The sequence below is a fragment of the Terrimonas sp. genome, assembly GCF_003075435.1.
Classification (GTDB): Bacteria; Bacteroidota; Bacteroidia; order Chitinophagales; family Chitinophagaceae; genus Agriterribacter.
In genome coordinates this window covers 103,949-128,129 of record NZ_QCZJ01000005.1, presented here as the reverse complement: position 1 = coordinate 128,129, position 24,181 = coordinate 103,949, and the positions used below count along the sequence as shown (strand labels likewise).

Below are 24,181 nucleotides of genomic sequence, written 5' to 3'. Positions count from 1 at the left end.
CCCGTTTATAAGTATTTGCTATCTGTTTTGCTACTCATTAAAAAGCTTCTTTATAAGCATCCCCGGTATTAATACCCTGGGTTTTCTACTAAATTGGGATTAGCTGCAACCCGGCCCTGCCCTATTGGGAAATAATAATTCTTTTCAGGGAAAGTAGGCGTTTTCGGCCGGCCATCTATATTATCAATAAAGTCTACGCGGTATTTTCCGGAAGCAGCATCATAGATATATCTTATCCCGGTATAGGTACGTGTTAACGCAGTTACTGCAGTTCTCCAACGGCGCAGATCCCAGTAACGATGGTTCTCAAATGCTAATTCTACTTTTCTTTCATGACGAATTTTTTCGCGGCTTACGCTGCCAAGCCCGGCAATTCCTGCACGCTCACGAATTTGGTTAACAGCAATCAATGCATCTCCATCTTTTCCCAACTCAAAAGCTGCTTCCGCGTAATTAAGCAATATCTCTCCATAGCGAAAGATGAGGTAATCTGTAGTGGATTCACAAAACCAGTTAAAATTATTAGCGGTGGGATCAAGATATTTCATTAAACCAAAGCCGGTGTTGGTAACATTCCCTTCCTTAAATCTTACCAGCTGGTCACCAACAGCCGAGATGCCTTCATAAGAATCATATCTTCCGTCAATTAACTGACCCTCTCTTGACATAATGCCGTTGTGCATATCAATTTTGTCAGCGCCCAAGGTTCCGCCTGAAGCCCCTGCCCAGGAAGTACCATTTGTCCAAACAGTTGCAAAGAAACGAGGATCACGATCACTCCATAGTTCATCCATTGTCCACAAACGACTTTTTGTATACGTACGGTCTATAACGCCGGAGCTACCATCTGTAAGTTCAAATTCTTCAACAAAATCAAGGTAAGGGCCATGGTAATTACCAACACCCCATACGTTAGGGCGCGGGCATTCTACCATATCCCATGACCACCTGTTAGATCCGCCATCCATAAAGCCTTTGCCGGAGTGCTGCTTTACCATAATAGCTTCACTGTTTCCCTTTTTAAGAAAAATGTTTTTAAAGTTCTGCACTTTATCCGCATCTCCATTATACAATGCAAAACCACCTCCATCAATAATTTCTTTATTGGCATTATAAGCAACCTGGTAATAACTTACATCATCTCCTCCGGGAAAACCCAGCAAGCCATTTAACTGCTGCGTTCCAAAGCGTGCTATACTTGCAGCATATAATGCAGCACGGCCACGCAATGCCAACGCTGCCCATTTGTTAGCCCGGCCTGCTTCAGCAGCGCCCGGCAGTATTTTTGAAATATCATCTGTTTCACTCAATATAAAATCGTATATCTCTTTTTCTGTATTTCTTTTGGGGAATAACATGGAAGAGTCTCCGTCAATAGGAATTACTTTAGTTATCAAAGGAACGCCTCCATAACGTTTTACCATTGCAAAATAGCAGAAGGCTCTTAAGAAGCGGGCTTCTCCAATACGCTCTTCAACGTTAGAGATGGAAGATTCACCGGCACGCTCAATAAAGTTATTCAGGTTCCTGATAGTATAATATGCATTTCCCCACCATTGCAGTTCCGTACCATTAGCCTGTATGCCGTTCTCTTTCAGGTCAAGCAGGTGCGCCTGCGCGCCAAAATTATATTTTGCCTCATCAGTAATTTCATTGGTTCTTACCGTGCCTTCCATCTGGGCACTAAAACCCATGGTAGCGGTCCAGCCATTATCATCCACGTTCATGGGTGCACCACTCCAGCTATTCATTAATGTAGTAGCATCCTGTATCATTACCGGCACACATGCATATAATTCGGCCAAATGCGCGTCAAGCAAAACAGGATCATTCCATACCACCGCGTCAGTGTATCTGTCTGTAGGCACCTGGTCCATTACCTTGTAACAGGAGCTCATCGTTAGTGCAGCTATTGCTGCTATTGCTATATTAAATTTCGATTTCATGATTATTACAAATTAAAAAGTGAGATTACAACCAAAGCTCATTGTATATTGTTGAGGATAGTAAACCCCTGCCCCATAACCTTCAGGCATTTCAGGGTCAACACCAAATTTGTCAAGTGTACTGATTGTAAACAGGTTTGTACCTGCAACAAATACCCTGAATTTGCTTATCCCTGCCCTGCTTAATAAAGCAACCGGCACCTGGTAACCCAATGACATGTTTCTGAATCTCAGGTAAGTTGTGTTATGGTTTCTGTAATCAGAATATAACCAATTGGTTGATGAACCGGCAGGTCTTGGTATCAGTACATCAGCACGATTGTTTGCGCCATCGTTCCAGTAATTACTATAGAATACAGCTGTAGGAGCTGCCTCAAGGTCAATATAAGTGGTATAGCCAAAAGCCCCCTGGAACAGCGCGGAGAAATCGAAGTTTTTATACCTTAATGAGAGGTTCAAACCATAAGTCCAGTGTGGCATTGAGCCCTTTCCTATTTCTGTCTGATCGCGCCAGTTGATCACACCATCACCATTTAAATCCTTATACTTTGCATCGCCGGGGCGAAGGGATGAGTTGTCATTGTTCAGACCTTCGAAGCTTAAAGGCCATTTGTCAACGTCTTCCTGGCTGGTAAATAATCCATCAAAAACATAACCATAACGACGATCAGTATAACGCCCGCTATTTTTATACATTCTCATCTGATCTTCATCTGTATATGCTGCTTCATCATAAGAAATCCATTTCGATCTTGAATAAGCTATATTTCCAACAATGTCATAATTAACTTCACCTATTTTACCTACGGTACCTAATCTTAATTCAATACCCTGTGTACTTTGGCTGTTCAGGTTTTCAAGAGGAAGTGTTGCACCGAATGATGAAGGCAGTGAGTTAACGCGGCTTCCGGGAATTCCTAAACGCCTGCGGTGAAAAAATTCAACTTCGCCATAGAGCTTACTGCGCCATAATGAAAAATCAACACCGGCGTTATAAATAGCCATTTTTTCCCAGGTTAAATCAGGGTTGGCCAAACCTGTAGGAATCAGCCCCGAAACAAGATCACCGCCAATGGTATAAGTACCATCATACCCATAGCCGGTGAGGTATGCAAAATTAGCTACGGCATCGTAGCCGGATGAGCCATAGCTTGCGCGTAGTTTCAATATGTCAAACATATCCACAGGCTCCATAAACTTTTCCCTGGCTATATTCCATCCTAATGATATGCTTGGAAAATATCCCCAACGGTTTGCTTTTGAAAACCGGGAAGATGCATCAGCTCTCAAAATTGTTTCCAGCATATACCGGTCGTCATAACTGTAATTTAACCGGCCAATCCATGATATTCTTCCATTAGCATAACTTGATGAATTATTGGCAGCGGTTGTAGGATCTCCTGAAAATAGTTCTTCAAGCGCCATTGACTGGTAACCGCCGCGTGATGCACTAAATGACTGCCCTTTTTCATGTATATACTCATACATAAACATACCCGTAACCCTGTGCAAACCACTAAAAGACTTATTATAGTTTAAAGAATACTGCTGAACCAGTTTGGTATCTGTGCCGGAAGAGCGGCTTAGCGTCATGGGATCTTGTGAGCTACGCACATAAGTATACTCATCATTATCCGCATTATACGTATAAAATTTTGCCTGGTTTTTTGCTACTTTATTATCAGCTGAAGTTGACCTGTAAATAACAGTACCTTTTGCATTTAACCCCGGCACCTGTGCAACATCGTATTTCAACTCTCCTTTAAACTGTGTAACGTTCCTGTTAAGATCAGAATAACCACTTAAATCTGAATTGGTAGCCCATACCGGGCTTCCATAAGGAATACCTGCATAAGCCATAATTGTTTCATCAGGTAATGTTAATGCATACGAAGGATCAGCAGCATAAATCAGGTCGCGCCAGAAATTATTATTGGTGCCCACACCATCCGCACCTGATGGAAAGTAGCGTTGTTCTTTAAAATACTGAACATCCATCGCAGCAGAAAGCTGGTCTGTTACTTTGGCATCCATATTCACCTGGAAATTATACCGGTCATAGTGCCCGCCATTCTTTTTCAAAATAGTTTCCTGCTTATTGGCACCGAAATAGCCATAATATTTTATTCTTTCATTACCACCGGATACTGAAAGATTATGATTTTGCTGGGGAGCGAATTTTCGGATAGATGCATTAAACCAATCTGTATTTAAATACTTAGGATCTGTACCATCTTTAAATTTCTGAATTTCTTCAGCCGTAAATGGCACCTGGTCTGCAGGCTTACCTGAGTTTAACCACTTATCCACTTCATATTGCGCACGTTCAGCTGAAGTACCAGGTTTGATAACCCTGGTTGACCCCTGTAATGTATAAGAACTGTTAACCGTAAGTGTTGGTTTTGAATTTTTACCGCGTTTGGTAGTAATCAAAATAACGCCATTACCTGCCCGCGCTCCAAAAATAGAAGCAGCACCATCTTTAAGAATGGATACTGTTTCAATCTGGTTAGCGTCAAGATTACTCAGGCTGGTTTCAATACCATCAACAATTACCAAAGGATTTCCAAAACCGCGAATATTTAAACTGGCATCATCAGAGCCCGGAATACCGGATACCTGTTTTGATATTAAACCTGGCAATTGACCGGCTAAAGCATTGGTTACATTAGCAATTGGAGCTACGGTAATTTTGTCTGACTTAATTTGCGATACCGCTCCGGTTACAGTAGCTGCACGCTGTTGTCCATAACCTACCACTACCACATCGCTTAAAGTGCTGACATTGCTTTTTAATACAATATCAATGCCTGATAAGCCTTTTACCGCCACAACCTGATCAGCATAGCCAACAGCAGAAATGGCTAAAGAACCATTAGTGGTTGTTGTAATACTAAAGTTTCCACCTGCGTCGGTTTGTACACCTTTTTTTGTTTTCTGGTCTACAACAGAAACTGCTTCCACAGGATTTCCCTGTTCATTTGTTACTTTTCCGGAAACCTGGATGGTTTTATCCGGATTGACCTGGGCAATGGAAACCCCGGTAAGTATATACAGTAACATTACACAGACAAATGTCCACTTCAAATGCCTTTTGTTCTTACGCATAAATAAGAGATTTGATGATTGTTGTTTAGGTTTTAGAAAGTATATTGATGAGTGATGTGCTGCAGGGAAATTTTTATCCTGGTAAATAATGACAGTTGTTGTATTAACCGGTTATCATAATTACCGGTATATGAGGCGGTAAAGCCTGTATTAAAAGCAGAAGGATGAGCATGATTCCCGGAAAAATGAATAACAGCCACTTTTTCAGCGGATTAGTTAGTACAAACACTACTAAATCGATTAAGTTATATGTGCAGGCAATATTCATATAGCAATCGTTTAAAATACATTAGATGTCAATCAATTATATAAACAATAAATTACTTTAACGGTTAAGTAATTTTAGAAAAAAATATTCCTCACTGTAAACTCAGCTCACAAGACAACACCAAACCTTCTGTCGCAATTTTTTTCTTACTCATTTTAGCGTTGATGGCATTTACCAACATACGCACCGTATTTTTTCCAATCTCTTCTATTGGCATCCAGGCGATATTCATTTTTGGGGCAAGCACTTTAAACGATGGTACTCCATGTATGCAGGCCAGTCCATACTTCCCATTATTTATATCAATTCCCCGTTCAAAAAAATAATTGAATGCCTCCAGGGCCAGTATATGTGTTGTAAAAAAGAAACCGTCAACATCCGGAACGTTTTCAAATATCTGGTCCAGCACTTTAAACAGGTTTTTTTCGTAATTCACATAAGCTACTTCTCCATAAAGATTAAAATCAACCTGCACCCCTGATTCCATCATAGCCCGCGCATAACCTTCTCTACGCATATTTAAGGTACGCAAATGCGGGTTAGTAGTAATAATAGCTATTTTCCGGAATCCTTTATGCAGCAGATGAGATACAAGCTTGTAGCTGCTTTCCTCGTTATCGATAATTACGTAATTGGTATCCAGATCATGAAAATAACGGTCAAATAAAACAAAGGGAAACCCTTCTTCTATTAATCTTTCAGTTTCTTTTTTGGAAATTTTGGTGGGAGCTAATATTATACCGTCTACCTGCTTACCCTTAAATAAGCGAATCATCCGGTCTTCTTTTTCTACCTCGGAATGAGAGCTTCCAATCATCATGGAATACCCGTTTTTTTCCGATGCTGATTCCACTTCGCGTGCAACCCTGGAATAAAAGGAGTCTGAAATAGATGGCAGAATCAAACCAATGGTCCCCGATACCCCGGTGTTTAAACCACGTGCCAGCAAATTTGGTTCGTAATTAAGATCCCGTGCATATTTTAATACACGCTCCTGCGTTTTCTTACTAATCCCTTTTTCATCACCCATACCGGATAATACCCAGGAAATAGTCGTCTTGGACAATTTTAAAGAATCTGCAATATCTTTTAAAGAAGTTTTCACTTCATATGGCGCTTTAATTGCTTAATCGGTTAAGTAAAATAACGGTCTTTATTTGAATAAACCAAATTTTATGAGAAAAAGCTTTCATAACAGCGCTTTCCCGCCATTACTTCTCCCCTATGATCATACTTGATCTGTTCGTAGCTACGTTCCTCTTACCTATCCGCATTATGGCGATGGTGAGTATTAGCCCTAATAAGCCCGATACATATTCAAACTTATATAGCTATTTTTACCTAAGCCTCCTTCAAAGTTTTTAGTCATTATATGTATGAAGTCGATTGCATTACTACTAACAATTGCCGCTATATTTTCTACATCCCGGGTAAATGCACAGGAAAAACCCTGGATGCTGGGACCATTTGTAAAACAGGATAATGTTAATCCCTGCCTTACACCCAAAACAACTATTTTTTTTGACCCGGTATTAAAAAGAAATATCGGTTGGGAAGCACAGGATGTATATAACCCTGCCGCAATTGTACGAAACGGGAAAATTCATTTGCTGTACAGGGCGGAAGATACGGTGAAGAAATATGCAGGCACATCACGTATAGGCCTGGCTGTTAGTACAGACGGACTACATTTTACAACATCCAAACAGCCGGTATTGTTTCCTGATAATGATGCAATGCTGAAATATGAGAACGAAGGCGGCGTTGAAGATCCAAGAATAGTGCAGGATGACAAAGGCACCTGCTATATGACCTATACAGCTTACGATGGCACAACAGCAAGGCTGTTCATTGCTTCTTCCACCGACCTGAAAAAATGGACAAAGCATGGTTCTGTTTTCAAAAATGCGGAAAATGGTAAGTATATCAACTATTGGTCTAAAGCAGGTTCAATAGTTTGTGAGATAAAAAACGGAAAAATTGTTGCCGCGAAAATAAACGGCAAATACTGGATGTACTGGGGCGAATCAAATATCTATGCTGCCACTTCTGATAATCTTATAGACTGGACGCCATTACCAGAAACCGACCCCGCTAAAAAACAATATGATACGCTCAGGAATTATGAAGCGTTTAAAATTGTATTTGGCCCAAGACCGGGGAAATTCGATAGTCAGCTGGTTGAACCGGGTCCGCCGGCCCTGGTTACCAATGCAGGTATTGTATTTCTCTATAACAGCAGGAACAGCCCGGTATCCGGGGATAGATCTTTAGCAGAAGGCACTTATGCCGCAGGACAGATCTTGCTGGATAAGAATGATCCATTAAAAGTGATTGACAGGTGCGATAACTATTTTATAAAACCTGATAAACCTTATGAAATCTCAGGACAGGTTAATCATGTTTGCTTTATTGAAGGATTAGTTCGGTTCAACAATGAATGGTTTTTATACTACGGCACGGCAGATTCAAAAATCGCAGTAGCCACCACTGCTGTAAAATAGCTTTTTGTAACCCTGCTGTGCAACTGGTAATGATTATTCAAAACCCGCAAATAAATTATACTTAAGTATACATTATTCCTCAACCTGGGGAACAATCTGCTTAGCGCTTGGTGATTCTCAGGGGATGTATTTGGTACATTTTTATATGTAAAAATGAATAACTAAATACAGGCTTATGAAAATAGCAGAAAATAAATCAACACAGCTTTGCCCGCAGGAGAAAAGAAAGTGGCTAAAGATTATAGAAGATAATTTTTCTGAGTTACATATCGGCGACGAAGTAGCTCCTGCTTATCCCGGCAATATAAGCAATGAGGTGACAGATGAACCGGTTGAGGAAAATAGTAACAGGATAAATGAAGTCTACAGTATAAGCGGCATTGATGTATCAAATGGAGCGCATATTGTTTTAACCAATAAAAACAACTCCACCCTCAATGTTTCGAGGAAGGAGTTGTTAGACAGCTGGTGGTTACAAAAAAACAATCCCTAAGCTGCCGTCTTTCTGCATGCTGCGGCACATGCGGCGCATGTTTCAGCACATGCTGCACAATGCCCCATATCTTTATGTTTACTGCATTCTGCTGCACATTGATCGCAAATATCTGCGCATACAGCACAAAGCTTTTTTGATATTACCCCATTCATGCTCATAACAGCAGCGGCAGCGCTGCAAACTTCCGCACATTCAAGATCGAGCGATATGCATTTGCGCAAATGGCCAATATGCGTTTCATTTAAACACGCAATTGCACATGCATTACAAACTGATATGCATTGCAGGCATTGATCAATGCAATCTTTAAAATTATTATCCATAAAAAATTATTTAATGGTATCTGCTTTTTGTGTGCTGTCTGTACGTGTAACAGGATCGGTTACCGTTGTATCTGCAGGTGCAGGCGATACATTTGTACTATCCGCACTCATATCTGTATTATCTGGTGTATTATTACAAGAGATTGTCAAAAAACCTACAAACAAAAACAACATAAGAAATTTCATAATAAAAGATTTAGATTTAATAATAATATAGATCATCAAACCAATAATGTTGCCATTAATAGGATTTACCCTTGAAATGTGTATGCAGTGCTGTGAATTGATGAAAATTATACCAATCCTGTAGAAACCGGGGAAAATATTACAGGCAATATTAAATCTATCAGCAGAGGCCTTCATCTATCATAATAAATCCTGGGCAGGATATGTTTCAACGCTCCGGAGTATTGTAAAAACTATGTGCAGCAACAATATTTAATCCAGTTCATAAATCTCTTTAGCTGAACGAAATGTATTACAATGTGCTTCCATAACTATTTTAACATCCGGGGAATATCCGCCACCCATAGCTACAACACAGGGAATTTGCAAAACCTTTAAGGCAGAAAAAACGATTTCATCTCTTTGTTTGCAACCCCGGAGTGTAAGTTTCAGTTTGCCGAACTTATCTGTTTCTAATACATCAACGCCCGATTGGTAAAAAACGAAGTCAGGTTTTACTTCGTTCAAAAGCTTTTTAAGTCTTTGCTCAAGTAATGGAAGGTATACCTGGTCATCAGTTCCGTCTTTAAGCCCGATATCAAGATCACTTTGTTCTTTTTGAAAAGGATAGTTATGCGCTCCATGCATGCTAAAGGTAAACACCCGGTTTTCGTGCTGAAAAATGCTGGCAGTACCATTTCCCTGGTGAACATCAAGATCTATAATAAGGATTTTTTTAGCCGTATGCTGAGCAAGCAGGTGATTAGCCGCAACAGCAAAATCATTCAGCAAACAAAAGCCCTCTCCCCTGCTTGTAAATGCATGATGTGTGCCGCCGGCAACATTTAACGCTACCCCTTTCTCCATTGCAATATTGCAACAATCAATGGTGCCCTTTGTAATAATAAGCTCACGATTTGTAAGTAAAGGAGATTGTGAAAACCCGATTGCCCTTTGGTCTCTTACCGTTAGCGCCTGCTCCTTCAGCTTCAGGAGATATTCACTGGTATGTGTTAACAGAATAATATCATCGTCACAAAGTCCTGGAACAAAAAGATTATCTGCAGCTATTGTTCCCTCATGTAATAATTGCTGTGGAATAAGTTCATACTTAAGCATAGGAAACCTGTGTCCCTCAGGTAATGGATGTGCATAAACAGGGCTATATGCTATATACGGTGTATTGTTTTGCATCAGGGAGGTTTGTTGTTATATATACTCAACTATTAAGTTAAGGGAAACATGCGCATTTCACACTTATTGTTTTTTTTCACAACATGATGCAGCAAGTTACGACCAACATACCTCACTATTTATATTTATGCTTTTGTAGCTATTGCTTTCGCGGCTATCCATCCTGTTGTCCATGCGTTTTGAAAATTAAAACCGCCTGTAATTCCATCCACATCTATTACTTCACCCGCAAAAAATAAACCAGGCTGCTTTTTGCTTTGCATCGTATTAACGTCTATATCATTTAAAGATATACCGCCGCAGGTAACAAACTCTTCCTTAAAAGTAGTTTTCCCTTTCACATCAAAATGATGCATAGTAAGATGCTGTATTAATAGTTGCTGTTGTGCAGCGGTTATATCGCTCCATCGTTGTTCTGCCTGTATTTTAGTTTCTTCCAGGAGATAAACCCACAACCTGGCAGGCAATCTAAATGGATTACGGGTATATATTTTTTGTGCACCATACTGCTGCCTTAATATACTCCACTCATTACGTAATGTTTGCTCATTAAAATCGGGCAGCCAGTTTACAGTAATGCTGAAGTTATATTGCATATCTGCCAATGCTCTTGCCCCCCATGCACTTAATTTTAATACAGCAGGCCCGCTCAGTCCCCAATGTGTAATCAGCAATGACCCTTTTTCTGATAATTTAGCTCCTTTAATTTTAACGATCGCATTTTCAACACTTACCCCCATAAGACCTGTAATAGCACTGCCGGGTATGTTGAAGGTAAACAGGGATGGAACAGGGGTTGCGATAGTATGTCCCAACTCCTTTAACCAATCAAACTGCGCTGCTTTGGGATACCCACCGCATGCAATGCACAAATAATCACCATGTAGTATATTTTCATTTGCAAGATGTATGTAGAAACCAGATCTTGCTTCATCGTCCTTATTAATTATTATCTTCCTCACTTCTGCATTCATCCTTATTTCCACTCCGTTTTTATTGGCTTCTTTAAGCAGGCAGTTAATAATTGCTTCAGAAGTATTTGATGCCGGGAACATTCTTCCATCAGCTTCTGCTTTTAATTCCACGCTCTTTTCTTCAAACCATTGTATGGTATCTGTAGTAAAAAAATGATGAAAAGCCTTTTTCAAAAAATTAGTACCGCGCGGGTATCGCCTGATCATTTCATCAATATCAAAGCAAGCATGTGTTACATTGCATCTTCCTCCTCCGCTCACACGCACTTTAGCAAGTACCTTACTGCTTTTTTCCAGTATGGTCACTTTAATACCGGTATTCATTGCGGCAGCATTTACCGCAGTAAAAAAACCGGCAGCTCCTCCCCCAATCACTACAAGATGTTTTTGCTTCATTAATTTGTGTAATTTAATCCTGCCAATTTTCTGCCCCGGCAAACAGGAAAAGTAAAAATATATTTTTTGTTTTACAGCATTATAAAAATTATCGCAAGGTTCAGTCAACTGTTTTTCTTCAGAAAAAAAATAGTTTGTGGCAGATCATTAAAAGAACTGAAAGGCCCGGCTATTATTGCCGCCAATCATCCAGACTCTCTTATGGATGCGGTTGTAATTGGTAGTTGCTGCACTCAAAAGGTGTACTTTACCATCAGGAGCGATATGTTCAATAACAAACTATTCAGCATATTATTAAACAGGCTGAATGGCATTCCTGTTTACCGGTTCTCTGAGGAAAAAGATAAACTTCGGAGAAATTTTGATACGATTGACCGCTGCAGGGAAATATTAAAAAACAATGGCATCATTATCATATTTGCGGAGGGTCAAACACTGCACGACTGGAATCTAAAACCAATTAAAAGCGGTATATCTAAAATTGTACACCACGCTATTACAGATAAAGATTTGAAAGAAAAGCTATCTGTTTTACCGGTAGGATTGACCTACAGCGATTATAATCACCCGGCTAAAACAATTGTTATACAAAGCGGAGATAGCTTCCGCCCTGGCTTAATAGATGAGCAGTTGAGCAGCGGACAATGGAAACAAACATTCAACGCTATGTTGTTTGAAAAAATGGCACCTGTAGTACCCAGTATGCGCTCCCAACAAAAAGAAAAGATATACGCGTGGCAAACTGTGATTAAAGGACTGAACAAACTACATGCATGCAATACCATACATAAACTACACAGCACCGCAGGTATAATAGAACAATCAGATATTATACCTGATTTAAGTAATATTACGCGGCAATACATTGCTAAAAACAGCCGTCATTTTTACAAAAGCGTATTTCTTTTTTTACTGTTGCTCATCCCTGCGATTGGGGGGCTGTTGTTAAACACATTGTACTATTTTCCGGCAAGCAGGTGGGCTGCCCAAAAAACAAAGGATTCAATTTTTTACGATGCTTTGTTATGCGGACTGATAACAATCACCTATCCGATATATATTCTTGTAGCAGCAATTATATTGCACCTGGTAACCGCAATTCACTTCCTGATATGGATTCCACTATTACCATTTACAGGTTGGTGTACCGTATATGCATATGTGTTCTTTCTTGAAGTGAAAAACTATTTGATCATCCCTGCAGAAGAGAAAAGATTTCTGGATAAAGTAACGATTTGAAACTGTAAATTACAGAGGCTGTAAGTCACAAAGTTTAGCACCTTATCATTTCTCTGTATATTGTATCCACAAGCACCCACTCTTACCATTTTCAAACTGTTGGGAGTCAGGCTTTCTTCTCTGCTGCAACGGAGAGTAAGCAGAGGGTTGTTTAATATGACGAATCCAGATTATTATTCGCCTTCTCGTTTGCTTCTATCGCTGTAAATGATGAAAGTAAATCAGGTTTATTTTTTTTAACACAAACATTATGTTCATAATGCGCAGCAGGCTTGCCGTCTTTTGTTCTTACCGTCCAGCCATCAGTGTCATAATATACGTCTTTCTTTCCCAGGTTGATCATGGGCTCAATGGCAATCACCAACCCTTCTTTCATTTTTAAACCGGTTCCCCTCTTACCAAAGTTGGGTACCTGGGGATCTTCATGCAAATGCCTGCCTAAACCGTGCCCTACAAGTTCCCGAACAACACCATACCCGTACTGACGTTCGGTATATTCCTGTACAGCAAAAGCAATATCGCCAATCCTGTTGCCGGCCACAGCTTTTTCTACTCCTTTGTATAATGATTCTTTGGTAACCCTGAGTAGTTTTTTTACTTCATCCGGAATAGAACCTAGCGCAAATGTATAGGCGCTATCACCGTGGTAACCGTTCATGAATACACCCAGATCAACCGAAACAATATCTCCATCCTTTAATTCAATATTATTGGGAAATCCATGCACTACGGCATCGTTCACAGAAATACAACTCGTAAAAGGAAAACCTTTATAATTTTTAAAAGAAGGTACGGCGCCATTATCGCGGATAAACTGCTCCGCCATAGCATCTACCTGCAAAGTAGTGATACCGGGCTTTAAAAATTTTGCCACCTCAGCTAAGGTGGCACTAACTAATAAACTACTTTTCCGGATCAGTTCGATCTCTTCATTCGTTTTATAATAAACCATGATATCTTTATAAGGAAACGGGAGAAGAAGTTTGTCTTCCCTGTATACGTCCGCTCTTCATCAATCCATCATATTGACGCATGAGCAAATGCGTTTCTATTTGTTGTAATGTATCAAGTATAACACCAACCATGATCAAAAGCGATGTACCACCAAAGAATGTAGAAAACTGTGGTGTAACACCTGCCCTTTGAGCAAGCCCTGGCAATATACCTACCACTGCAAGAAATATAGCACCAGGCAATGTTATACGGTCCATTATCTGTCCTATATAATCAGTTGTTGGCTGCCCGGGCTTAACGCCGGGAATAAAACCATTGCTTTGCTTCAGGCTATCAGAAATCTGCTTGGGATTAAATATAAGCGCGGTATACAGGAAAGTAAATGCTACCACCATTACGCCATATATAACCATATACCACACATTACTATGGTCTGAAAATATTCTTGCAATACCCTGTCCTGACTCAAGAGAAGTAAAAGAAAACAATGTTGGCAGGAACATGATCGCCTGTGCAAAGATGATTGGCATTACACCAGCCGCGTTCACCTTTAAAGGAAGAAACTGCCTTGCACCGGTAAATTGCCTGTTACCAACAATTTGCTTCGCATAGTTTACAGGAATCTTTCTTACACCCTGCACCAAAATGATCAATCCAAGAATAATAGCAATCAGTACAGCTATTTCAATCAGGAAGAAAATCAAGCCGCCACCGCCTCTTACATTTTTTGCAGCAAATTCCTGCATAAAAGATTGCGGAAGACGCGCAAGAATACCCACCATGATAATAATGGAAGTACCATTGCCCAAACCTTTATCCTGTATCTTTTCGCCCAGCCACATTACGAATAATGTACCAGCAGTAAGAATAATTACAGTTGAAATCCAGAAATAAGGTTGGTATGCCGGGATAAGTGCATCCCTGTTTTGATTGGTAAGGTATGCAACAAAGGTACCAGCCTGCAATAAAGTAACAGCAGCCGTAAGATATCTTGTCCACTGATTGATCTTCTTTCTGCCACTGTCACCTTCCTTCTGTATTTTTTGCATAGATGGGACCAGGATGGTCATCAATTGCATAAAGATAGAAGCAGAGATATATGGCATGATACCCAGTGCAAGAATAGATGCATTGGAAAATGCACCGCCTGCAAAAGTATCAAAGAGACCTAATAGTCCTTTTTGAGAATTTTGTGAAAAAGTATTAAGCTTATTAGGGTCGATACCTGGTAATACAATGTGAGCACCTAAGCGATAAATAAATACAAGCAATAGTGTTACAAGTATCTTGTTCCTCAGTTCTTCAATAGTCCAGATATTCTTCAGTGTCTGAATGAATTTCTTCACGAATAGTGTATTTTAGTTTGAGCCCAAAATGAAAATAACGCACTTTAAATGCGTTACGCAAGGTAAGGAAAATTACTTTACTAACTCAATACTTCCGCCGGCAGCTTCTATAGCAGATTTTGCCTTTTCGCTTGCAGCGTTTACTTTGAAAGTAAGTTTGGCTTTTAATTCACCATTACCAAGAATCTTCACTATGTCGGTCTTTTTAATCAGCCCGTTTACATACAGGGTTTCAGCAGAAACTTCCTGTATATTATATTTTTGTGACAGCTGTTCAATCTGACCGAGATTGAATACAGCATACTCAACACGATGCGGGTTTTTAAAACCACGTTTAGGTAAACGACGCTGTATAGGCATCTGACCACCTTCATGCGCCATTTTAGACTTATAGCCTGTTCTTGATTGCTGACCTTTGTTACCTTTTGTAGATGTACCGCCATGTCCTGATGCTTCACCACGACCAAGACGTTTTTCTTTATGAGTTGCTCCTTTTGCGGGTCTTAACTGATGCAGTTTCATTGTTTATCTTTTTTACTCAACGCCCGGAAAACTTCGGGCTCGCTTTATTAATTAAGAATCTGAAATTTGAAATTTGAAATTAAGTGATCGGCGATCATCCAACATTTTCAAATTTTCAAATTCATACATTTTCAAATTATTTCACTTCCTCCACCTTCACCAGGTGATTAACCTTAGTAACCATACCCAGTATTTGTGGGGTAGCTTCAACTTCTACAGTAGCGTTTAACTTTTTAAGTCCAAGCGCTTCAATTGTCTTTTTCTGACGCTCCGATCTGTCGATCACGCTTTTTACCTGTGTTATTTTAATCTTTGCCATGATGTTATCCGTTAAATACTTTTTTAAGAGCTATCCTTCTTTCTTTTGAAACAACAACCGGTTCGCGCAACAAGCCTAATGCCTTAAAAGTTGCTTTTACCACGTTGTGAGGATTAGCAGAACCAAGAGATTTAGCCAAAACGTCTGTAATACCGGCACTTTCCAATACCGCACGCATGCTTCCTCCGGCTATCACACCAGTACCATGTGCAGCTGGTTTGATCAATACTTTAGCAGCACCTTCTTTTGCCCATTGGTCGTGAGGAATAGTTCCTTTCATGACAGGCACTTTAATCAGGTTTTTCTTGGCATCATCAATGCCTTTTGAAATAGCCTGCTGAACTTCTTTAGCCTTTCCCAAACCATGACCAACCACTCCGTTCTCGTTACCTACAACTACCAATGCAGAAAAGCTGAAAGCACGCCCGCCTTTGGTTGTTTTTACCACACGGTTAATCGCAACCACTTTTTCCTTGAACTCTATTTCACCGGCTTTTACCTTGTTTAAATTTACTTTTGACATTATAATACTTGTTATTGGTATTTATGATTTGTTATCTCCAACATTAGAGTGTTAATCCACCTTCACGTGCACCTTCTGCCACTGCTTTAATACGACCGTGATACAAATAACCTCCACGATCAAATACTACCGTTGTGATACCAGCAGCGATCGCTTTTGCAGCAATTGCTTTACCAACCAAACCACTCAACTCTACCTTAGGAGCTTTCTGTGCTTTAATATCTTTATCTTTTGTTGAAGCAGACAAAATGGTTTCGCCTTTCTCATCATTAATAAGTTGGGCATATATATCAGTATTGCTTCTGAATACTGATAATCTCGGCCTTTGTGCCGTACCAGATACTGTCTTACGGATGTTGTACCTGATCTTTTGTCTCCTGATAACTTTTGCGTCCATGTTTCTTTATTTTTCCTTCCGATTCTGCCGGAAGTAATATTAAAATTATTTACCAGCAGCTTTACCAGCTTTACGACGGAGCTGCTCACCAGCGTATTTAACACCTTTACCTTTATATGGCTCTGGCTTACGAAGGCTGCGCAATTTTGCCGCTACCTGACCAAGCAATTGCTTATCTGTTCCTTCCAGTGTAATGGTAGGGTTCTGACCTTTTTCCTGGGCAGTAGCTACTTTCAGTTCTTTAGGCACTTCAAACATAATATTGTGAGAATACCCTAAAGTAAGATCAAGCATATTACCCTGGTTAGATGCTTTAAAACCCACACCCACCAGCTCTAACTGCTTTTTATAACCTTCAGTTACACCCTTAACCAGATTAGCTGTTAATGCACGATACAAACCATGCAATGCGCGATGCCTGATCTGGTCAGTAGGACGTGTGAAATTCACTTCCCCGTCCTTTACTTCCACTTTAATATCACGATCAATCTCCTGTTTTAATTCGCCTTTAGGACCTTTAACAGTAATTACATTATCGTTTCCTACTGTAACAGTAACACCTGCAGGAACTACAACCGGTTGTTTACCTATACGAGACATAATAATTTGAAATTTAAAATTTTATATTTATTGTTACCGGCTGAAGGTGTTCAGCTCCGTATAGAGAGCTTAAATTATCAATCAGCCTCTTGCTTAATTAAGAAATATAACAAAGCACCTCACCACCTACATTCTGCAGTTTCGCCTGCTTATCGGTCATCACACCTTTTGAAGTGCTCACAATAGCAATACCCAAACCATTCATCACTCTTTTAAAATCTGCAGGTTTTGAATACTGACGTAAACCCGGGCGGCTGATCCTTTCCAAAGACCTGATAGCAGGTTGCTTTGTCTGGGCATCATATTTCAACGCGATCTTGATCACGCCCTGTTTGTTATCATCTTCAAACTTATATTTCAGAATGTAACCCTGATCGTACAGTATCTCTGTAATACGCTTTTTTAGATTAGAAGCGGGAATTTCCACAATACGATGTCCAGCCATCTGGGCGTTACGCACTCTTGTGAGAAAATCTGCAATAGGATCTGTTACCATTTTTATGAATTAATCTGTTGAAAATTTAATTTATCGAATTTCAAATCTGAAATTTCAAATCTGAAATTTACCAGCTTGCCTTTTTTACGCCTGGTATTATACCATTTAAAGCCATATCACGAAAAGCTACCCTTGACAATCCGAAGTAACGGATATAACCTCTCGGGCGGCCTGAAACCTGGCAACGGTTTTTTAAACGAACTTTTGATGAGTTTTTAGGTAACGCATCAAGCGCTTTCCAATCGCCTGCAGCTTTTAAAGCAGCACGCTTTTCAGCATAAAGTTCTACCAGGTGTTCTCTTTTTCTTTGTCTGGCTTTTACTGATTCTTTTGCCATATTGTTTTAATTCAGATTATTGATTGTCATTCCGGCTTTATACCGGAGTGATAATATTATGTTGATTAATCTTTTTTAGTGTTTCTGAAAGGCATACCCAATTCCTTCAGCAACTCATACGCTTCTTCGTTGGTATTAGCTGAAGTAACAAAGGTTATATCAAGACCTGTGATCTTATTTACTTTATCAATATCGATCTCAGGAAATATGATCTGCTCAGTGATACCTAAAGTATAGTTGCCACGACCATCAAAAGCTTTTTCGTTGATGCCTTTAAAATCACGTACACGAGGCAGTGAAGCAGCAATAAGGCGATCAAGAAATTCATACATTTTTACACCACGCAATGTTACTCTTGCACCAATAGGTACACCTTTACGCAATTTAAAGTTTGATATATCTTTTTTAGATACAGTAGCCACCGCTTTCTGACCGGTAATATTTCCAAGCTCTTCAACTGCAATATCAACCAGTTTTTTATCGTTTACAGCTCCGTTAACACCGCGGTTGATACAAATTTTTTCCAATGCAGGAACCTGCATTATGCTTTTGTAAGCAAAGCGTTTCATCAATGCCGGTACAACATCTTTTTTGTACTTATCGGCTAACCTCGGAGTATATTTTGTAGTGCTCATCTTTTCAACTTTTAATTTCGTCCGGTATCTTTAAGGATACCAAAATTATTTTAGATTGTTGCGCCTGACTTTTTAGACACGCGAACTAATTTTCCGGTTTCCCTGGTGCGCTTTACTTTGGTAGCTTCACCTTTTTTTGCATCCCAAAGCTTTACATTACTGATGTGAATAGGCGCTTCTTTTTTTACAAGACCACCTTTGGTATTTTGCGCAGATGGTTTTGTGTGACGGGTAATGATATTTGCGCCTTCAACTACAACACGCCCTTTGTCAGGAAATACTTCCAGAACCTTACGTGGTTTTTTAACGTCTTTATCATCGCCGGCAATGATCACTACTGAATCGCCTTTTTTAATGTTAAACTTGGGTTTAAATCTTGTGCTCATTTTATTTCGCTTTTGGCTGTCAGCTTTCAGCTATCAGCCGTTTAAGTGTATGTTCTATATCCGCTGATAGCCGGTAGCTAACAGCTGAATGCTCTTATAATACTTCTGGTGCGAGAGATATAATTTTCATATATCCTTTGTCACGCAATTCTCTGGCTACCGGTCCGAAGATACGTGTGCCGCGCGGCTCATCTGCCTGGTTAAGCAACACTACAGCATTATCATCAAACCTGATATAAGAACCGTCTTTACGACGTAACTTATTTTTTGTACGAACGATCACCGCTTTGGTAACTGTTCCTTTTTTAATACCGCCGGCAGGAATGGCGTCTTTTACCGTAACTACTATTTTATCGCCAATCTTTGCGTAATCCTGACCGCTGTTTCCCAGCACACGAATACAAAGCACTTCTTTAGCACCGCTGTTGTCTGCTACGTTTAACCTGCTTTCTTGCTGAATCATCTTTTTTAGCTTTTGGCTGTCAGCTTTTAGCTGTCAGCGTTTATACAATTTAATAGTCTCCCGGCTAACAGCTGAAAGCTGATAGCTGGTAGCTTGATTATTTCGCTTTTTCTACTACTTCTACCAGGCGCCAGCGTTTTGTTTTACTCAACGGGCGGGATTCCATAATTTTTACGGTATCGCCTATACCACACTCGTTCTTCTCGTCATGAGCATGGAATTTGGTAGTTTTTTTCACGAACTTACCGTAGATAGGGTGCTTTACTTTTGTTTCAATTTCTACTGTAACAGTTTTTTCCATTCTGTTACTGGTAACCACCCCGATCTTTGTTTTACGCAAATTTCTTTCAGCCATTGTATTAGCTTTTAGCTTTTTTCTTTAATTCTGTTTTTAATCTCGCGATATCTCTACGCAATAATTGAATGCTCATTGGATTTTCCAATGGAGAAGTTGAATGCGCGAACTTTAATTTCTTAAGACGCACTTCATCTTCTTTAATGCGAGCCTGCAAATCAACCTCATTCAACCCAACCAGGCTACTTAAAAACTCAGATTTCTTTGACATTTCTTATCTGTTTGAAAATTAAGAACATTAGTTATTACGCCCCTGCATAATCACGGCGAACCACAAACTGTGTTTTGATCGGCAATTTGGCAGCAGCCAGTTCCATTGCTTCTTTTGCCACCTGCATAGGCACACCATCAGCTTCAAAAATAATACGGCCTGGTTCTACCACAGCAGCCCAGAATTCAGGGTTACCTTTACCTTTACCCATTCTCACCTCGGCTGGCTTACGCGTAATAGGCTTATCAGGAAAAATGCGGATCCAAACATTACCTTCACGTTTCATAGCACGTGTCATTGCCTGACGTGCAGATTCAATCTGGCGGTTGGTAAGCCATATCGGCTCTAAAGCCTTTAACGCAAACGAACCAAAAGATATAGTTGCACCACGTTTAGCCACTTCTCTGATCCTTCCTTTCTGTGCTTTTCTGTGTTTTGTTCTCTTTGGCTGTAACATTATATTACAATTTGAAAATTTTAAATATTATTCTTTACCCTTACACCCTATACCCTAATCCTTTTACCTTCTTCTTATCTCCTGTCTCCACCCCTTCTGTCTCCGCCTCTTCTGTCACCACCTCTCCTGTCTCCTCTGTCTCCACCACCTCTTCTGTCATCTCTCCTGTCGTCTCTTCTTCCTTCACCTACGCCGGCTTCACCCTTATTACCTTCAATGATGTTAGGATTAAGATCACGTTTGCTTAATACTTCACCTTTACAGATCCATACTTTAATACCGATCTTTCCGTATACTGTCAACGCAAATACATTGGCGTAATCAATTTCCATACGGAAAGTATGTAAAGGAACACGTCCTTGTTTGATCTCTTCTGTACGGGCAATTTCAGCACCACCCAAACGACCGCTCACTTTGATCTTGATACCTTCAGCACCCATACGGAGCGCAGAGGCTATTGCCAACTTGATAGCGCGTTTGTAGTTGATACGGTTTTCTATCTGGCGGGCAATAGTATCACCCACGATATTTGCATCAAGCTCAGGGCGGCGAACCTGGAGAATGTTGATCTGCACATCTTCCTTGCCGGTAAGCTTTTTCAATTCTTCTTTAATATGGTCAACTTCACCACCACCTTTACCAATGATGATACCAGGCTTTGAAGTATGTATGGTAACGATCAGCTTGTTAAGCGTACGCTCAATTACGATTTTTGAAATACCGCCTTTATTAATACGGGCGTTCAGGTAAGTTCTGATCTTATTGTCTTCAATCAGTTTCTTAGAAAAATCCTTTTTGTTTCCGTACCAGTTGCTTTCCCAACCGCGGATGATACCTAACCTGTTACCAATTGGATTTGCTTTCTGACCCATGTTTATTATTTGAATATTTTCACTTTTATTTCTGGTCAACAATTACTGTTACATGATTGCTGCGCTTACGAACCCTGTAAGCTCTTCCCTGTGGTGCGGGTAACATTCTTTTTAATACTCTGCCACCGTCAACAAAAACGGTTTTTACCAGCAACGCACTGTCAGCCGCACTTTTACCTTCATTCTTTTGCTCCCAGTTACTAACTGCACTTCTTACTAATTTATAGAGCGGTGTAGAAGAATGCTGTGGATGATGTTCCAATATTGCCAAAGCCTTCTCTACATCCATGCCGCGGATAACATCTGCCAGCAGACGCATTTTGCGCGGAGATGTAGGATAGTTTCTGAGTTTAGCTACTGCTTCCATTTTTTATAGTTTCTGGTTACAGGTTACACGTTACATGCAGCCTGCAACTGTTTATTATGCTATTTTCTTGCTTGAGTGTCCTTTAAAGTTTCTTGTTGGTGCAAATTCACCTAATTTATGACCAACCATAAACTCCGTTACATATACCGGAATAAACTTGTTGCCATTGTGCACCGCAAAAGTGTTCCCAACAAAATCTGGTGTAATGGTGGAACGACGGCTCCATGTTTTGATAACACCCTTTTTTGTTTTACCCTCATTCATAGCAAGTACTTTCTTCTCGAGGTAATCTGCTACGTAAGGTCCTTTTTTAATTGAACGAGCCATATCTAATTACTTAATTTGAAAATTTGAAAATTTGAAAATGTTCTGCTCTTTTTGTGTGATTGAAAACCATTTTCAAATTTTCAAATCAGCACATTTTCAAATTTATTTGGTTAACTTCTTCCCATTCTTACGCTGGATGATCAGCTTATCAGAACCTTTATGCTTACGTGTTTTTAAACCTTTAGCATATTTACCGGTTCTTGATCTTGGGTGACCGCCCGAAGCTCTACCTTCACCACCACCCATCGGGTGATCAACAGGGTTCATTGCAACACCACGCGTACGTGGGCGAACACCTTTCCAACGGTTCACACCGGCTTTCCCAGCTCTTTCCAGGCTATGATCGCTATTGCTTACCACACCTACGGTAGCATAGCAGTTGATCAATATTTTTCTTAACTCACCGCTTGGCATTTTTAATACACCGTATTTTTCTTCTTTGTTGCTCAACTGTGCAGAAGAACCGGCACTGCGTACCAGCTTACCACCCTGACCAGGCTGTAATTCTATATTGTGTACGTTGGTACCAAGAGGCATATTTTTTAACTGCAATGCATTTCCCACTTCAGGAGCAACGCTGTCGCCACTTACTACAGTAGCGCCAACCTGTAATCCCTGCGGAGCAATGATGTATCTTTTTTCACCATCAGCATAGCTTAGTAAAGCGATAAATGCTGTACGGTTTGGATCATATTCAATTGATACCACAGTTGCATTAATACCTTTCTTCTCTCTTTTAAAATCAACTACACGGTATTTCTTTTTATGTCCACCGCCAATATATCTCATTGCACGGCGACCCTGGGCATTACGTCCGCCCGTTCCTGATTTTTTTTCAAGAAGGCTTTTTTCAGGACTGTCGGTAGTAATTTCAGCATATGAATTACCTATTCTCCAACGTGTTCCTGCTGTAACCGGTTTATACTTTTTAACTGCCATTGTTTATTCTTTTTTGCGAATTTTTCAGCTCCGCTAACTATAATAATTTAATTTCTTACAAGCTGCCGTACAGATCAATATTTTCTCCTTCTGCTACGGTTACATAAGCTTTCTTGAAAGCTGGCTTACGGCCGGAGATCACTCCTGCTTTTGTAAACCTTGATTTGCTTTTGCTGGGAGCTACAACAGTATTCACATTTACTACGTTTACGCCGTAAAACTCTTCTACAGCCTTTTTAATTTCAAGCTTATTAGACTTGCGGCCTACGCGAAAAGCATATGTATTTCTTTTTTCAGAAAGCTTATTGCTTTTTTCGCTGATAATAGGTTTTATAAGAACCTCTGCTAATTTCATCTCTATCTAATTTGAAAATTTGAAAATTTGAAAATTTGAAAATGTTTCCAAATTTTAATTATGCTTCAGCCTCCTGAGCTTCTTCTGAAAAAATCTTTGCTGCATTTTCAGTCAATACCAACACATCGCTGTTAACAATATCATAGGTATTAATATCTGCCAGCAACACACCCAATACTGTAGGAATATTGCGAAGGCTCAATTGCACGTTTTCATTGTAATCAGGCAATACGAACAAAGTTCTTTTCTCCGCCAGGTTCAGATTCTTGATTACACTCGCAGCATCTTTTGTTTTAGGAGCATCAAGCTTTAAATCTTCAACTACTACTATAGCGTTTTCCTTTGCTTTATAAGAAAGCGCAGAAATTTTTGCCAGGTCTTTTACTTTACGGTTTAGCTTGATATCGTAACTGTGTGGTTTAGGACCAAATACAGTACCACCACCTTTATATAAAGGGTTACGGATATTACCCTTACGGGCACCACCGGTTCCTTTTTGACGATGCAGTTTGCGGCTTGCACCATGCACTTCAGCACGGGTTTTCACTTTATGTGTTCCCTGGCGCTGTGCCGCTAAAAATTGTTTAACGGAAAGATAGATCACGTGATCATTCGGCTCAATTCCGAAAATATCATCAGGCAACTCAGCAGTACGGCCTGTTTTTTTCCCTTCCTTATTTAAAATATCTACTTGCATTGTATAAAAA

Annotated in this window: 31 protein-coding genes; 3 read left to right on the top strand and 28 right to left on the bottom strand. The window is 39.9% G+C overall.

The annotated features are described in order from the left end of the window. Nucleotides 1–68: 68 nt before the first annotated feature. The 3 genes from DC498_RS07795 to DC498_RS07785 form a co-directional block, all read right to left on the bottom strand. Entirely contained in the window at nt 69–1,946 is a 1,878-nt protein-coding gene (locus tag DC498_RS07795) for a RagB/SusD family nutrient uptake outer membrane protein (RefSeq protein ID WP_116873594.1), read from the bottom strand. Nucleotides 1,947–1,958: 12 nt separating this feature from the next. Beyond that, the gene (locus DC498_RS07790) at nt 1,959–5,054 is read right to left on the bottom strand and encodes a SusC/RagA family TonB-linked outer membrane protein (RefSeq protein ID WP_116873593.1); all 3,096 of its coding nucleotides are present in this window, start codon (nt 5,052–5,054) and stop codon (nt 1,959–1,961) included. A 359-nt stretch (nt 5,055–5,413) separates the two neighbouring features. After that, a complete protein-coding gene (locus tag DC498_RS07785) occupies nt 5,414–6,427 on the bottom strand; it encodes a LacI family DNA-binding transcriptional regulator (protein ID WP_116873592.1) in 1,014 nt (337 codons plus the stop codon). A 271-nt stretch (nt 6,428–6,698) separates the two neighbouring features. Here DC498_RS07785 and DC498_RS07780 point away from each other — a divergent pair, with 271 nt between their 5' ends. Continuing rightward, entirely contained in the window at nt 6,699–7,826 is a 1,128-nt protein-coding gene (locus DC498_RS07780; RefSeq protein WP_116873591.1) for a glycoside hydrolase family 130 protein, read from the top strand. 175 nt (nt 7,827–8,001) lie between these two features. Continuing rightward, nucleotides 8,002–8,319: a hypothetical protein gene (locus DC498_RS07775; RefSeq protein ID WP_116873590.1), complete on the top strand. Its 318-nt coding sequence runs from the start codon at nt 8,002–8,004 to the stop codon at nt 8,317–8,319. Here the strand turns inward: DC498_RS07775 and DC498_RS26750 are convergent. The 4 genes from DC498_RS26750 to DC498_RS07755 form a co-directional block, all read right to left on the bottom strand. After that, a complete protein-coding gene (locus tag DC498_RS26750) occupies nt 8,316–8,645 on the bottom strand; it encodes a four-helix bundle copper-binding protein (RefSeq protein ID WP_116873589.1) in 330 nt (109 codons plus the stop codon). The two genes, DC498_RS07775 and DC498_RS26750, sit on opposite strands and share 4 nt — an antisense overlap. Nucleotides 8,646–8,651: 6 nt before the next feature. Further along, nucleotides 8,652–8,831, bottom strand: coding sequence for a hypothetical protein (locus DC498_RS25975; protein WP_133176787.1), 180 nt, complete (start codon nt 8,829–8,831; stop codon nt 8,652–8,654). 252 nt (nt 8,832–9,083) lie between these two features. Further along, a complete protein-coding gene (locus DC498_RS07760) occupies nt 9,084–10,004 on the bottom strand; it encodes a histone deacetylase family protein (protein WP_240627921.1) in 921 nt (306 codons plus the stop codon). A gap of 125 nt (nt 10,005–10,129) precedes the next feature. After that, a complete protein-coding gene (locus tag DC498_RS07755) occupies nt 10,130–11,374 on the bottom strand; it encodes an NAD(P)/FAD-dependent oxidoreductase (protein ID WP_116873693.1) in 1,245 nt (414 codons plus the stop codon). A 66-nt stretch (nt 11,375–11,440) separates the two neighbouring features. Here DC498_RS07755 and DC498_RS07750 point away from each other — a divergent pair, with 66 nt between their 5' ends. After that, entirely contained in the window at nt 11,441–12,613 is a 1,173-nt protein-coding gene (locus tag DC498_RS07750) for a 1-acyl-sn-glycerol-3-phosphate acyltransferase (protein WP_165813785.1), read from the top strand. A gap of 151 nt (nt 12,614–12,764) precedes the next feature. On the opposite strand, the gene map is transcribed toward DC498_RS07750, so the two are convergent. From map to rplD, 21 genes are all read right to left on the bottom strand, one after another. Next, complete coding sequence (map, locus tag DC498_RS07745) at nt 12,765–13,565, bottom strand: type I methionyl aminopeptidase (protein ID WP_116873586.1); 801 nt, start codon at nt 13,563–13,565, stop codon at nt 12,765–12,767. Nucleotides 13,566–13,572: 7 nt separating this feature from the next. Next, nucleotides 13,573–14,913: a preprotein translocase subunit SecY gene (secY, locus tag DC498_RS07740; RefSeq protein ID WP_116873585.1), complete on the bottom strand. Its 1,341-nt coding sequence runs from the start codon at nt 14,911–14,913 to the stop codon at nt 13,573–13,575. Nucleotides 14,914–14,985: 72 nt separating this feature from the next. Continuing rightward, complete coding sequence (gene rplO / locus DC498_RS07735; RefSeq protein ID WP_116873584.1) at nt 14,986–15,435, bottom strand: 50S ribosomal protein L15; 450 nt, start codon at nt 15,433–15,435, stop codon at nt 14,986–14,988. A gap of 136 nt (nt 15,436–15,571) precedes the next feature. Then, complete coding sequence (rpmD, locus tag DC498_RS07730) at nt 15,572–15,754, bottom strand: 50S ribosomal protein L30 (RefSeq protein WP_116873583.1); 183 nt, start codon at nt 15,752–15,754, stop codon at nt 15,572–15,574. Between the two features lie 4 nt (nt 15,755–15,758). Further along, nucleotides 15,759–16,277, bottom strand: coding sequence for a 30S ribosomal protein S5 (gene rpsE / locus DC498_RS07725; protein WP_116873582.1), 519 nt, complete (start codon nt 16,275–16,277; stop codon nt 15,759–15,761). Nucleotides 16,278–16,320: 43 nt separating this feature from the next. Beyond that, a complete protein-coding gene (rplR, locus tag DC498_RS07720) occupies nt 16,321–16,674 on the bottom strand; it encodes a 50S ribosomal protein L18 (RefSeq protein ID WP_116873581.1) in 354 nt (117 codons plus the stop codon). Between the two features lie 45 nt (nt 16,675–16,719). Continuing rightward, nucleotides 16,720–17,274 carry a 50S ribosomal protein L6 gene (rplF, locus tag DC498_RS07715; RefSeq protein WP_116873580.1) on the bottom strand — a complete coding sequence of 185 codons (555 nt, stop codon included), beginning with the start codon at nt 17,272–17,274 and terminating at the stop codon, nt 16,720–16,722. Nucleotides 17,275–17,371: 97 nt separating this feature from the next. Continuing rightward, nucleotides 17,372–17,770 carry a 30S ribosomal protein S8 gene (gene rpsH / locus DC498_RS07710; protein WP_116873579.1) on the bottom strand — a complete coding sequence of 133 codons (399 nt, stop codon included), beginning with the start codon at nt 17,768–17,770 and terminating at the stop codon, nt 17,372–17,374. Between the two features lie 67 nt (nt 17,771–17,837). Further along, nucleotides 17,838–18,107: a 30S ribosomal protein S14 gene (gene rpsN / locus DC498_RS07705; RefSeq protein ID WP_116873578.1), complete on the bottom strand. Its 270-nt coding sequence runs from the start codon at nt 18,105–18,107 to the stop codon at nt 17,838–17,840. A 65-nt stretch (nt 18,108–18,172) separates the two neighbouring features. Next, a complete protein-coding gene (gene rplE, locus DC498_RS07700) occupies nt 18,173–18,742 on the bottom strand; it encodes a 50S ribosomal protein L5 (RefSeq protein WP_116873577.1) in 570 nt (189 codons plus the stop codon). Between the two features lie 50 nt (nt 18,743–18,792). Continuing rightward, complete coding sequence (gene rplX, locus DC498_RS07695; protein WP_116873576.1) at nt 18,793–19,128, bottom strand: 50S ribosomal protein L24; 336 nt, start codon at nt 19,126–19,128, stop codon at nt 18,793–18,795. Between the two features lie 94 nt (nt 19,129–19,222). Continuing rightward, nucleotides 19,223–19,591, bottom strand: coding sequence for a 50S ribosomal protein L14 (gene rplN / locus DC498_RS07690; protein WP_116873575.1), 369 nt, complete (start codon nt 19,589–19,591; stop codon nt 19,223–19,225). 97 nt (nt 19,592–19,688) lie between these two features. Then, nucleotides 19,689–19,946: a 30S ribosomal protein S17 gene (gene rpsQ, locus DC498_RS07685; protein WP_116873574.1), complete on the bottom strand. Its 258-nt coding sequence runs from the start codon at nt 19,944–19,946 to the stop codon at nt 19,689–19,691. A 4-nt stretch (nt 19,947–19,950) separates the two neighbouring features. Then, nucleotides 19,951–20,157, bottom strand: coding sequence for a 50S ribosomal protein L29 (rpmC, locus tag DC498_RS07680; protein ID WP_116873573.1), 207 nt, complete (start codon nt 20,155–20,157; stop codon nt 19,951–19,953). Between the two features lie 34 nt (nt 20,158–20,191). Further along, nucleotides 20,192–20,614: a 50S ribosomal protein L16 gene (rplP, locus tag DC498_RS07675; protein WP_116873572.1), complete on the bottom strand. Its 423-nt coding sequence runs from the start codon at nt 20,612–20,614 to the stop codon at nt 20,192–20,194. A gap of 74 nt (nt 20,615–20,688) precedes the next feature. Continuing rightward, nucleotides 20,689–21,486, bottom strand: coding sequence for a 30S ribosomal protein S3 (rpsC, locus tag DC498_RS07670; protein ID WP_116873692.1), 798 nt, complete (start codon nt 21,484–21,486; stop codon nt 20,689–20,691). Between the two features lie 25 nt (nt 21,487–21,511). After that, nucleotides 21,512–21,853 (bottom strand): 50S ribosomal protein L22, encoded by a 342-nt coding sequence (rplV, locus tag DC498_RS07665; RefSeq protein WP_116873571.1) that lies wholly within the window; start codon nt 21,851–21,853, stop codon nt 21,512–21,514. Nucleotides 21,854–21,907: 54 nt separating this feature from the next. Next, nucleotides 21,908–22,180, bottom strand: a complete 273-nt coding sequence (gene rpsS / locus DC498_RS07660; RefSeq protein WP_116873570.1) for a 30S ribosomal protein S19 — start codon at nt 22,178–22,180, stop codon at nt 21,908–21,910. 102 nt (nt 22,181–22,282) lie between these two features. Further along, entirely contained in the window at nt 22,283–23,119 is an 837-nt protein-coding gene (gene rplB, locus DC498_RS07655; RefSeq protein WP_116873569.1) for a 50S ribosomal protein L2, read from the bottom strand. Between the two features lie 55 nt (nt 23,120–23,174). Beyond that, nucleotides 23,175–23,474 (bottom strand): 50S ribosomal protein L23, encoded by a 300-nt coding sequence (rplW, locus tag DC498_RS07650; RefSeq protein ID WP_116873568.1) that lies wholly within the window; start codon nt 23,472–23,474, stop codon nt 23,175–23,177. Nucleotides 23,475–23,532: 58 nt separating this feature from the next. After that, the gene (gene rplD / locus DC498_RS07645) at nt 23,533–24,171 is read right to left on the bottom strand and encodes a 50S ribosomal protein L4 (RefSeq protein ID WP_116873567.1); all 639 of its coding nucleotides are present in this window, start codon (nt 24,169–24,171) and stop codon (nt 23,533–23,535) included. Nucleotides 24,172–24,181 lie beyond the last annotated feature (10 nt).